This window comes from Ravibacter arvi (genome assembly GCF_039540405.1).
Taxonomy (GTDB): Bacteria; Bacteroidota; Bacteroidia; order Cytophagales; family Spirosomataceae; genus Ravibacter; species Ravibacter arvi.
Window position 1 is genome coordinate 148287 of sequence record NZ_BAABEY010000030.1, and the last position, 12066, is coordinate 160352.

Annotated in this window: 11 protein-coding genes; 7 read left to right on the forward strand and 4 right to left on the reverse strand. The window is 50.7% G+C overall.

The window, feature by feature from the left end; translation table 11 throughout:
- Nucleotides 1-111 precede the first annotated feature (111 nt).
- From ABD852_RS17595 to ABD852_RS17605, 3 genes are read left to right on the forward strand one after another with little or no spacing between them, the layout of a single operon-like run.
- Nucleotides 112-897 (forward strand): LiaF transmembrane domain-containing protein, encoded by a 786-nt coding sequence (locus ABD852_RS17595; RefSeq protein ID WP_345031292.1) that lies wholly within the window; start codon nt 112-114, stop codon nt 895-897.
- Between the two features lie 16 nt (nt 898-913).
- Nucleotides 914-1948 (forward strand): sensor histidine kinase, encoded by a 1035-nt coding sequence (locus ABD852_RS17600; protein ID WP_345031294.1) that lies wholly within the window; start codon nt 914-916, stop codon nt 1946-1948.
- 4 nt (nt 1949-1952) lie between these two features.
- On the forward strand, nt 1953-2690 hold the full coding sequence (locus ABD852_RS17605) for a LytR/AlgR family response regulator transcription factor (protein WP_345031297.1): 738 nt from the start codon (nt 1953-1955) through the stop codon (nt 2688-2690).
- 4 nt (nt 2691-2694) lie between these two features.
- Here the strand turns inward: ABD852_RS17605 and ABD852_RS17610 are convergent, their stop codons facing one another.
- Nucleotides 2695-3495, reverse strand: a complete 801-nt coding sequence (locus tag ABD852_RS17610; protein ID WP_345031299.1) for a phosphatidylinositol-specific phospholipase C/glycerophosphodiester phosphodiesterase family protein — start codon at nt 3493-3495, stop codon at nt 2695-2697.
- 467 nt (nt 3496-3962) lie between these two features.
- Here ABD852_RS17610 and ABD852_RS17615 point away from each other — a divergent pair, with 467 nt between their 5' ends.
- Entirely contained in the window at nt 3963-6314 is a 2352-nt protein-coding gene (locus ABD852_RS17615) for a TonB-dependent receptor (RefSeq protein ID WP_345031302.1), read from the forward strand.
- Between the two features lie 26 nt (nt 6315-6340).
- Nucleotides 6341-7252 carry a DUF4249 domain-containing protein gene (locus tag ABD852_RS17620; RefSeq protein WP_345031304.1) on the forward strand — a complete coding sequence of 304 codons (912 nt, stop codon included), beginning with the start codon at nt 6341-6343 and terminating at the stop codon, nt 7250-7252.
- Nucleotides 7253-7269: 17 nt separating this feature from the next.
- Here ABD852_RS17620 and ABD852_RS17625 read toward each other — a convergent pair whose 3' ends face one another.
- Nucleotides 7270-9342 (reverse strand): ComEA family DNA-binding protein, encoded by a 2073-nt coding sequence (locus ABD852_RS17625; RefSeq protein WP_345031307.1) that lies wholly within the window; start codon nt 9340-9342, stop codon nt 7270-7272.
- A gap of 101 nt (nt 9343-9443) precedes the next feature.
- On the opposite strand from ABD852_RS17625, the gene ABD852_RS17630 reads away from it, so the two are divergent.
- Together ABD852_RS17630 and ABD852_RS17635 are read left to right on the forward strand one after the other, a co-directional pair.
- A complete protein-coding gene (locus ABD852_RS17630; protein ID WP_345031310.1) occupies nt 9444-10499 on the forward strand; it encodes an NHL repeat-containing protein in 1056 nt (351 codons plus the stop codon).
- 56 nt (nt 10500-10555) lie between these two features.
- Nucleotides 10556-11473, forward strand: coding sequence for a PfkB family carbohydrate kinase (locus tag ABD852_RS17635; protein ID WP_345031311.1), 918 nt, complete (start codon nt 10556-10558; stop codon nt 11471-11473).
- Nucleotides 11474-11605: 132 nt separating this feature from the next.
- Here the strand turns inward: ABD852_RS17635 and ABD852_RS17640 are convergent, their stop codons facing one another.
- Nucleotides 11606-11758: a hypothetical protein gene (locus tag ABD852_RS17640; protein WP_345031313.1), complete on the reverse strand. Its 153-nt coding sequence runs from the start codon at nt 11756-11758 to the stop codon at nt 11606-11608.
- A gap of 69 nt (nt 11759-11827) precedes the next feature.
- Nucleotides 11828-11962 (reverse strand): hypothetical protein, encoded by a 135-nt coding sequence (locus ABD852_RS17645; protein ID WP_345031314.1) that lies wholly within the window; start codon nt 11960-11962, stop codon nt 11828-11830.
- Between the last annotated feature and the right edge of the window lie 104 nt (nt 11963-12066).

Here is a 12066-nt window from a genome sequence, read left to right on the forward strand (position 1 = left end):
TCCACTAGTTTTGACTCGTTAACCAGAGGACATAAGCAGTGAGCAGCGAGGTGTGAGGCGGTAAACCCGCGCCCGGATCTCACCCCTCATGCCTCATACCTTTTATACATTATGAGAGATTTTGAACCCGGCGGAGGTCCGGCTTTTGACGGAGAGCGAAAGAAGTTCAGCAATAACAAAATCACAGGCGGTATCCTGCTGGTGGTGGGCGTAGCCATTTTACTGAGAAACGTGTTCCCTGATTTCCCGAGGTGGGTCTTCAGGTGGGAAATGATCCTGGTAACGATAGGACTCATCGTCGGCATCAGGCAACAGTTCCGGGGAGCGGGCTGGTTTGTTTTGGTGGCAATCGGCACGATCTCCCTTCTGGACGAAATTATCCCCGCTTTTAACCGCCCCCAGTTTACCTGGGCAACCATTGCGATTGCCTGCGGTATTTACCTGATCCTTAAACCCGGGTTAAGGCTAAGGGCGCTACGGGAAGCAAATCCTCCGGCTGATGGGATTCCGCCGTCAAGAGATCGTGACTTTTTCGGCAAGGGAACCGGGTATGTGAGAACAGACGTAATCGATGCAACTTCTATTTTCGGAAGTGTTAAAAAAGTAGTGGTTACCAAGAATTTTCGTGGCGGTGAAGTCGTCACCATTATGGGGGGAACTGAAATAGATCTTTCCAAAGCAGATATTACCGGAACCGTGCGGCTGGATGCAACCAATATTATGGGGGGCACCGAATTGGTCGTGCCGGCTACCTGGGATGTACAATCGGATGTCGTAGCGGTGCTGGGTGGAGTGGAAGATAAGCGGGATCCCCATTTCCTCAGAACAGAACCGGGAAAACTGTTAATACTTGAAGGAGTATGCCTGTTGGGAGGCATAGAAATCAAGAGCTACTGAGCCGACCGCCCGCGCCATGCAATCTCCATTTTCCATACTCCGCTTTCGACTGGCATTTGCCGGTATCTGGGTGATCTGGATAGCCGGTCACGCTGCTATTCTGTATTGGTACGACTTTTCGGTCAGGGCGGCTCTCATCGACAGCGTGGCGAGCAACACCCTGCTTATGCTGGCTTGCATAGCAGTAAGCAATAATCTCCGTTATTTTCAACCTTCGCAGAAAAGGTACAGCTACATTTTCTGGCTTTGCTTTGTGATGACGCTGATCTGGTTTTTCGTCAGCAGGTTTTTGATCACGCTGCTGCTGGAAAACTCCTTCGAGTATGTGAGCTTTTTCGCGCAGTCGACGCCGGTCAGGGCTTTATTTGGCTTTTTTATTATCGGTATCGCCGGCCTGAGCAGCGTGCTGTGGTACAGTTTGCAGAACCAGCAGGAGGCGGAAAGAAGAAAGAAAGAGGCTGAAAACCTGGCAATCGAAGCAGAACTTTACAACCTGCGGCAACAATTACAGCCGCATTTTTTGTTCAATAGCCTTAATTCGATTAATGCGCTTATCGGGTTCGAGCCCGATATGGCCCGGAAAATGATCCAGCAGCTTTCGGATTTCCTGAGGGGAACGCTCCGGAAGGAAAGCCGGCAATGGAGTACCCTCGCAGAGGAACTGACCCATTTGCAACTGTACCTGGAAATTGAAAAAGTCCGTTTCGGGCACCGCCTGTCTACCCGTGTGGAGAGCAATGACATCACTGATAACATGCGGTTGCCCGCCATGTTATTGCAGCCGGTTGTTGAGAATGCGATCAAATACGGGCTTTATGACACCATGGGGGATATAGAAATTACCATTGTTGCGGAGGCCCGATCGGGGAAGGAGCTTGTTATTACGGTAACAAACCCTTACGATCCCAAAAATAAAGGTAAAGGAACCGGGTTCGGACTGAGTTCTATACAGCGCAGGCTTTATTTGCTGTTTGCCGGACAACAGTTGCTGAAAACTTACGGGGAAAATGGTATTTTTACAACCGTCATGAATATTCCGCAAATAGCTTGATCCGATGCCGAATGTATTGCTGATAGACGATGAGCCGTTAGCGAGAAGGGTAGTACGTGAATACCTGAAGGATTTTCCGGAATTGGTGGTCTGTGGTGAGTGCGGGGACGGGTTTGACGGATTAAAAAGTATCAGGCAACTCCAGCCTGACCTGGTTTTCCTGGATGTACAGATGCCGAAAATCAACGGTTTCGAGATGCTGGAGCTATTGGAACAACCGCCGCCCGTTATTTTTACCACTGCTTTTGATGAGTATGCCATGCGGGCTTTTGAAGCCCACGCTGTAGATTACCTGTTGAAACCTTTCAGCCAGGAGCGCTTCGCCCGCGCTGTTCAAAAATGGCAGACGCAACAGCCCGGACAAGCGGTAAAGGTTGCAGAAATGCTCGGCCAGTCTCCGGCGTCCCCGGTTCAGGCAGAACGGATCGTGGTTAGAAACGACGGTAAAATAAAGATTATCCCGCTGGAAGAAGTTCATTTCCTGGAAGCGGCAGACGACTATGTAAACATCGTTACCGCCGAAGGCAGTTTCCCGAAGAACAAAACCATGTCCGACTTTGAGAAGTCGCTGCCGGCCCATTTGTTTGTACGCTGCCACCGGTCCTACACCGTCCAGGTCCGACTGATCACCCGGATAGAACCCTACGAAAAAGACAACTATACGGTCAGCCTGAGCACCGGGGAAAGGGTGCCGGTCAGCCGGAGCGGGTATATTCGCCTGAAGGAGGTACTGGGGCTTTGACCGGTTAGTTTCCGGGGGCGGCAAGAAACGCTGACAGCTCTTCTATTTTGTCGGTATTGAGAAAATCCGCCCCGATCATCAATAGCGTTTTCCACGTATTTTTATTATCCGGGCTTGCCCAGAAACGGAAAGGCTTGCCTTTTTTATGAGCTTCCCCGACTATTTTTTGAAGCTTTGCCAAATCTTCGGCAGGAATTTGCCCGTCTCCGTCCCAATTGCTGTACTTCCGGAAGGTTTGACTGATTAAGCCCAGCCTGGCAAGGGCGGGTGCGGGGTAGTCGATCTCCGGCCGGCCGTCAAAAAAAATATAATCGGGGTATTGCCCGAACGCTGAGGGCGGCGGTGTGTTGCCGCTGACGACGATTTTTACTTTACCTGCAGGGGACAGGAATTCACGGTACGGCGCCAGTTTCCGGACCAACAGCGCGAGGGTTTCCCCGTAAGGTGTTTTCATGTCAATTAATAACTGGAGGCGGCGGGATGAATCCGCGGCTATGTTGCCGTTGTTTTCGCGACAGATCCTGATGATCGGGTCAAGGTAAAGCGATTCGAAAGTGCGGTCTGGCGAGATTTCCCTTTTTTCATGAGCAACAAAGAGCGAGTCGTTGCGATAAAACAGATCAGCTTCAACAGAGCCGAATCCGTGGTTGTATGCCGACCGAAACGGCTGTTGCTGCAGGTACTCGTTGTGCGAGTGGGCACGCGACATCGTCCTGTTCTGGGCGAATCCCGAAATACAGCCTGATAGTAAAAAAATACAGGTTGCAACCGACAGCCGGTTTTGGTTGGTGTGGAATGGTTTCATATTCTCTGGTAGCCTGATAGCAAGATCGGGATTTTTATCAAACTTTATCGCGGCAACCTGTTTATCCCGAAATCCCGTAAGCGGTTTGCCGTTTACCATTCTTAATGATCTTTTATCACTTTTTGTTTTCGGAGATCGGGGCGAATGGCTTCTTTTGTTTGAAAATTGAATCGCCGCCTAAAAATCAAAAAAATAGAGATTGTATTTTTCTGATAGATTGAGAAATACGAGACGCTGCGGTACGTTGTTAGGTTTGAGTCGTGAGGTTTGAGGTTTTGGAGATGTAGGGATCCCAAAGCCGACGAGCTGGCTTTTGTGCTCAAACCGTGAATTAAATTTATATCTGTGAAATAGCCATGAATCAAAAAGTCTTAGGGGTCAGCACAAAAGGACCGGTTTGCCGCCCTCCGACCCGTTGTAAACAGAATCGCACAACTCATCACTCTTTGCTCACACCTTTTATGCAAATGAAATATTTTTTACTTCTGATTTTCAGTATTGGTTTTCTTGATGTAGCAGCGCAGGACCGGCGTACGGTGAGTGGCTACGTGCGCGACGGCGGGAATGGAGAAGGGCTTATCGGAGTCTCCGTTTTTGTGAGGGAAACCAGTTCAGGGGTTACCACCAATCCATACGGCTTTTACTCCATTACGCTTCCGGAAGGGAGTTATACGCTGGTTTTTTCTTACGTGGGCTATGACAATCAGGAGAAGTCCATCACGCTCAACCAGGACCTGAAGCAGGATCTTGAACTCGCTCAGACTTCGAAAGAATTGGCAGAAGTGCTGGTGTCTGCCCGGCGTGAAGACGAAAACGTAAAGAGCATCGAGATGTCGGTCAACAAGGTGGAAATGAAAACCATTCGGAAGATGCCGGCACTTTTGGGGGAAGTGGACCTCATCAAGAGTATCCAGCTGTTGCCGGGCGTGAGCACGGTAGGCGAAGGATCGTCGGGATTCAATGTGCGGGGCGGAGATATTTCACAAAACCTGGTTTTGCTGGACGAAGCGCCCGTTTATAATTCATCGCACCTCTTTGGTTTTTTTTCCATTTTTAATCCGGATGCGGTCAAGGATGTGAAGCTGATCAAGGGCGGAATTGCCGCGCAGTATGGCGGGCGTATTTCCTCTATCCTGGACGTGCGTATGAAAGAAGGGAATAATAAAAAGCGGGAAGTGAGCGGCGGTATCGGTACGATTTTTTCCCGGCTTACCTACGAACAGCCCTTTGCCAAGGGGAAAGGATCGTTTATAGTGGCAGGGCGAAGGTCTTATCTGGATGTGCTTGCCAAGCCGTTTCTCAATAAGGACCTGAGAGATTCCAAGTTTTATTATTATGACCTGACCACCAAAGTCAACTACCGGCTGGGTGATAAAGATACTTTTTTTGCGTCGGGGTATTTTGGACGCGATGTTTTTGGCGGCGGCGGTTTTGGCTTCGAATGGGGCAATGCCACTGCAACAGCACGATGGAACCATGTATTTTCAAACCGGTTGTTCATGAACCTCACCGGGTATTACAGCAACTATGACTACAGTTTGCGGGTAGGTGAAGAAACCGAAGCAGATGCTTTCCGTTGGAATTCAAGAATTATCAGTTCAAGCTTTAAGCCTGATTTTACATTTTATCTCTCTCCGGGTAACCAGATTACTTTCGGCGGACAGTATATCAACTACAACGCGAAGCCTGCGAACGCTGTCGCCATTTCGGAAAACGAGCGCATCGACCTGAGCCAGCAACCCAAGCATGCCGACGAATCAGCGCTGTATATCGGTAGCGAACAAAAACTGGGTGAGCGGCTTGCTCTGCAATACGGTATCCGCTATTCTTTGTTCAGGAGCCTTGGGCCGGGGACCTACTATGATTTTGTTGACGTTGAACCGGGTACGCGAAAAGACCCGGTATTGCCCGGGAAAGAGTACGCCAAAGGAAGCGTCGTCAAACAGTACGGCAACTGGGAGCCGAGAGCGTCCGTCAATATCGGCGTCAGCGACCGGTCGTCATTGAAGGTAAGCTACAACCGTACTGCCCAGTATTTGCACCTGCTTTCCAATACAGCAGCCAGTACGCCGCTGGATGTATGGACGCTTTCGTCCAACAATATCAAGCCGCAGGTAGCAGACCAGGTTGCCCTCGGGTGGTTCCAGAACCTGGCCGGCAATGCCTATGAGTTTTCTGTTGAGGTTTACTATAAGAAACTGTTCAACCAGATCGACTATGTACCAAGCTCGAGCCTGCTGCTCAACCAATTTGTGGAAGGTGATCTCCTGTTTGGAAAGGGGCGTGCCTACGGAGCGGAGTTTTATGCCAAGAAAAACAACGGCAAGCTGACTGGCTGGGTCAGCTATACCCTAGCGCGGACCGAAAGGAAAGTAAATACGATCAGCAACAACCAATGGTTCCCTACGCGGTTTGACAAGCCGCATAACCTGAATGTTGTAGCCATTTACGAGCCCGGAGGCAGGCTCTCATTCTCGGGGAATTTTGTACTTACCTCAGGAACCCCGGCGACTTTTCCTACCGCCAGGTTCGAATTTAATGGCTGGCCATTGCCCTACAACCACGGTAATCTCAGGAACAACAACCGGATCGGGACGTACCACCGGCTCGACCTGTCGGCAACTCTGAAAGCAAAGAAGAAGCTTTTCGGAAAAGGTGAGCAGGAAGTCGTATTCTCGGTTTATAATGTTTACAACCGCAGAAACCCCTTCTCCGTTTTCGGCCGGATCAACGAGGAAAATGTGATGAAAACGGAAGCGGTCCGGTACGCGGTCATGGGTAGCATAATACCTGCCGTTACCTACAATTTTGAGTTTTAGATCAAGAGATGATTAAAGTGATAACCATGGATTTTTTAAAAGTTAACTGGTTAAAGAGCGGCCTGGTACTGGCTATAGTGCCTTTCCTGTGGGGCTGTGAGGATGTGATTGATTTGGAAACACAAACCGGGCCGCCACTGCTGGTAGTAGACGGTTGGATATACAATCAGCCGGGGCCGCAGGAAATCAGGCTCAGCAAAACCGGCGCCTATTTCGACAACGCTCCTGCTACCCCGGCTCTCAATGCCCGGGTGTGGGTCCAGGACAACCGGGGAGCGATTTATGAATTCAAGGACGTTTCGTCAAACGGCCGGTATGTTTGGGAAGTCGCAGATTCGACTATGGGCGCAATCGGTCGTCAATATACCCTCCATATTGAGCACGAGGGTGAAAAGTATACGGCTCAGAATGAAATAAAACGAGTACCGCGGGTAGACTCCCTGATTTTTACGCACGAATCCTGGCCTACCAAACCTGAAAAAGGCCCTAAAGACGGCTTTATCGCCGAGTTTTATGCCCGGGACCTGGAAGGGGCCGGGGACACTTACTGGATAAAACCGCTACGGGACGGAAAGCCTTATAAAAGCAACCCGGTTAATATTTCCATCGCTTATGATGCGGCCGGCTCCAAGGAGTCTGCTACAGACGGTCTTATATTTATACTTCCGATCAGGCAGTCGCTTACGATCGGCGAATTATTCAACGATAAAGATTCCGTCGGCGTTGAGTTGCTCAGCATTAACGAATCTGCCTTCCGGTTCCTGGAGCAGGTCCGTACGGAAGCCAGTAACGGCGGGTTGTTCGCGGTTCCCTTTGCCAACATACCCGGCAATATTAAAAGTGAAAGCGGAACAAAGGCCCTGGGCTTTTTCGGGGCGTCGGCGGTTAGCAGACTTGAAGGCAGGGTAGATGCGAATACCGCCCGGCCGAGGCGCTGACCGGGTCGGTAGTTCGGTTAAAGCTGGTACATGATTTGGAGCTTGGCTTCGCTCCTGGTATTGCCGCCGGATTCGTCCAGTCCGCTGCCTACGGTATTTAACCGGTTGTACCGGGTTTGTGACCAGCGTAACCAGACTTGCGCCGCCCGAAAAACCTGGTAACGCACCATCAGGTAATGCCGGGTGCCGTGATCATAGTAAGACGGAAGCGAAAAAGCGTAACGCACATCCCGTTCAAAAGCGTACTGGCGGCTATCGTAGTCGTCGGTGCGGAAAAATGCGAACCTGCCGCTGATTTCAAATCTCCGAAGCCTGATCGATGCGTCCTGGATCAGGGCGAAGCCTAATGAAGGAGCCTGTTCGCCAAAGCGATAACGAACGCCCTGGAGCCTCGTCCTGAGGGTATAGCGCATGGGTTTGCTCCAGTCGAGGCTGATAGCTGCCGTATTCCTGATTGTTTTGGCCAGCGGAAGCGCAGGAACATCTGCGCCCTTGTTGTTTTTCTGCTTGCGCTCCCGTTGAAACGAGGCGTACGCCCGGAAAGTTTTCCGGGGCTTCCAGAGTGTGTGAAGCAGAAAGCCGTTTCCGCCGGAAGCGGTGTCAACGAGGTATTTTCTCCGGGGGAACCTGAATAAGTCGAGATATGCGCTGTGACGCCATTTTCCCGATGGAGCGAAACGTATCCCGCCATAAAGTCCTTTCTCGTTAATCGGACGGGAGCCTTCTTTAAAGGCATTCCCGTATATAGTGTGGAAGTTGTGCCGGTAATGACGGTAAAGCAGAGCGGCATCCCAGTGTTTGTTCAACGCGATAATGGCGCCCGTTACCGTACCGGTTCCCCCGCTGGACGATCGCGCGGATTCGGCAAAAAAATGCTGGTTTTTCAACCGGTAGGTGCCATGTAAACCCACAATCAGGTTATTTCTCCCTTTGAATTCAAACCGGTTATAAGGCAGATCTCTTTTTTCAACCGGCAAGCTATAGCCGGTAAAAAGGGTGGTAATACCTAACTGTAGCGGTATTTTCCCGGAATGATAGACCAACTGTGAGCCGCTGTTCCGCTCTGCTACGTTTCCCTGCTTGTTCCTTTCACTGGTAGTCCGGTGGTAGCCGTCGGTCGGAAACGAAGTGATGACGGTGCCGTTCTTTTCCGAGAGGGTGGCGTCGGTCCGCCTGAGGGAAACAAAAACCGTGTAGTGAAGCCGTCGGGTAAGTTCAATCGTGGCGGCTGCCCCGCGGAAAAAACGATGCTCGATCGCGGAAGTGTAAGGGCGGATTCCTGTGGAGCTTCTGCCTGAGATTTGAATTACTTCGGCGCTTTTCCCGAGTGAGAGGCCGGACGAGAGTACCAGTCCCTGGCCAAATTGCACCTGGAAGTCGCCAAGGATCAGATTTTTTAACCTTCCCCGGTTCAGTAGCTGGATATGGAATGACGTGAAGTCAACGCCGTAGACCTGTCTTGCGGGGGACCAGCGCCAAACTTCGCCGGCGTCCTTCTCCAGTGATACGCCCGTACTGAAGACCCCGGTCCGCGCATAACGGTAGCGCAGGTACAGATGATAGGGGTTTCCGGCATAACGGCTGGCTCCGGGCCGGTCGGGAGCGGTATATCCTTTTTGCTTTTCGAGCGTTCGCCGGGCCCGTGCCAGAAGAAAATGCTGTGTTGGCGAGCCCAGTGATTTTTTTAGGGACACGGTCTTTTCGGTGACGGTCAAAAACGGTGCCAGTCGTTTGATGGTCGCCAGGTCCCATTCCGGTATCGCCTGCAATTCGTAAATGGAAATAAAGCGGCCTGCTTTTTGCCGGTGCTCAAAAAATGAAGTAATCTGGCGCTCACCCGGGATCATGGTAGAGCGGAGCTGCTCCGGGGTCATCAGGTTCAGGTCCAGCGGGTCGTTTAAAAGTTGGGAAAAGTGCTCGAAGAGCTCTTCCGGATCAATATCCTCAGGAATTACAGGGAAGATTTCCTGCAGGATAAGTTCGGGGTCAGTTTCTGCAGGGGACGTATCCTGGGCGGAAATGGGAGTTAACGGAACAAGGCAGCAAAGGAACAGCGTCAGTCGCCGGCCGACAGAAGGCAGTAAATTCATAAGTATAGTAGTCTTTAAACTTAAAGTATGTATAGATGACAATTAAAGTCGGAGTAAATATAATATATTGCCTGATAAATAGGAATTAACCGACAAGTATAATGAAGCTTAAAAGAAGGGAGTTCCTGCGGAACACCGCCCTGGGATTTACAGCATTATCTACAATACCTGAATTCATGAATCCAATGACAACGCCTGTGGACGGAGAAATTCTCGGCCATGGAAGCCATCGCTACAAATTGAAGCTCGAATGGGGGAAGCTGGACGCCTCCAGTTTCCCGGTTAATAACTGTCACGAAATGGTTCAGGATGCCAAAGGCAGGCTGATCATGCTCGGTGATGAAGTTAAAAACAACGTTCTGATTTATGACCGGTCCGGTAAGCTGCTCGATAGCTGGGGGCACGAATACCCTGGCGGACATGGTTTGTCGCTCTGGAATGCGAACGGAGAGGAGTTTCTTTTTATAACGGATGTAAACCATGGGAAGGTTTTCAAAACCGATCTGAAAGGAAAGGTGCTGATGACCATTGAGCATCCTTCTTCCCAGGGCGGTTATGAAAAGGAATGGCCTTTCAAACCGACAGAAACAGCAGTCGGCCCTGACGGAACCATCTATGTTGCCGACGGGTACGGGTCTAATTTCGTGCTTCGCTACACACCGAAAGGCGAGTTTATCGATAAATTCGGTGGTGCCGGCGATGCCGATCACCAGTTTTCCACCGCCCATGGCGTGGCCATCGATACCCGGAACAAGGCAAATCCTACTGTTCTGGTGACTTCGAGAGCGCATAACTCTTTCAAGCGTTTTACGCTTGACGGTAAATACCTCGCTACGATTTTTCTGCCGGGAGCCTATGTTTGCAGACCGGTGATCAAAGGCGAAAACCTGTATGCCGGTGTATGCTGGTCGCGGCTGCGCTACCTCAACCAAACGCCCAGTTCCGGATTTGTTACCATACTGGACAAAAATGACCGGGTGATTTCCAACCCGGGCGGCACGGCCCCGGAATACCGTAACGGGAAACTACAGCTTATGGTACAGGAAAAACCGCTGTTTCACCATTGTCACGATGTATGCGTGGATCAGGACGAGAACATTTATGTTTGTCAATGGAATGCTAAAAAAGCTTATCCCAGCAAGTTGGAACGTGTATAAGGCGGAGTATTTACTATATTCGCGGCGTCTTTCATTTTGGGATTAATCACTTTTTTATGAGTTTATTGACAGTCGGTTCCGTTGCATTCGATGCTTTGGAAACGCCTTACGGGAAAACAGACAAAATAATTGGTGGCGCTGCCACTTACGCCACCCTGGCGGCTTCCTATTTTACAAAAGCGAACAACCTGGTTGCCGTAGTAGGCGATGACTTTCCGCAATCGATGATTGATCTCCTGGAAACGCAGGGAGTGAACACAGAGGGCTTGGAAATAAGGAAAGGGGAGAAGACCTTCTTCTGGTCAGGGCGGTACCACGAAAATATGAACAGCCGCGATACGGTTGAGGTCCAGCTGAATGTAATGGGGGATTTTAATCCGAAAATTCCGGATTCCTACCAGGGGGCGACCTATCTGCTCCTGGGAAATACCTCCCCTGAAATACAGAAAATGGTGCTCGACAGGCTTGCCACCCGGCCCAGGCTGGTAGTGCTCGATACAATGAATCTTTGGATTGACATTGCGCTGGACAGCCTGAAGACAGTACTGAAAGAGGTAGATCTGCTTACCATTAACGATGAGGAGGCCAGGCTTCTTTCAGGTGAATACTCGCTGCGGAAGGCAGCCAAAAAAATCCTGACGATGGGGCCGAAAACGCTCATCATCAAGAAAGGGGAGCATGGCGCACTGCTGTTTCACCGCGACGAAGTGTTTTTTGCTCCGGCGCTTCCACTGGAAGAAGTGTTTGACCCGACCGGTGCGGGCGATAGCTTCGCGGGCGGTTTTATAGGCTACCTGGCCAGAACAGATGATATTTCCTTTGAAAACCTGAAGCGCGCGCTTATTTACGGGTCGGTAATGGCTTCGTTCTGCGTTGAAAAGTTCGGAGTCGAAAGACTGGTCGGCCTTTCTGAAACGGAAATAAACGAGCGCCTTGCTGAATTCGTGAAGCTCGCTATATTTAAAGTGGACTAAGGGGATTTTCAGTATAAAGGACGGTCTCCGAAAAAGCCGTCATTCCTTGAGGAGCGCAATGCAGCCGGGGAATGACGGCTTTCGTCGTTTGAATGAGAGAATTGGTGATTCCGCTTCGCACCGGTTTCTTTGCTAACAACAAGGATGGCGGCACCATCCGGATGGTCCCTCCGGCCGGACGGTCATCCCGACCGAAGTGGAGGGATCTCCCGGTCCCTGCACCCAATCCCTTTCAGAGGACTTTTTTATAGCAACAGGAGATCCTTCAGTTCCACTGCGTTCCATTCAGGATGACCATCCGGCAGATGCGCTACCATTGACAACAACAGGTTTGGAGCCGCTCCCACCGGACGGTCATCCCGACCGCAGTGGAGGGATCTCCCGGTCCCTGCACCCAATCCCTTTCAGAAGACTTTTTTCTACCAACAGGAGATCCTTCAGTTCCACTTCGTTCCATTCAGGATGACCATCCGGCAGATGCGCTACCATTGACAACAACAGGTTTGGCGCCGCACCAACCGGAGGGTCATCCCGACCGCAGCGGAGGGATCTCCCGCTCCCTGCACCTAATCCATTTCAGAAGACTTTTTTAT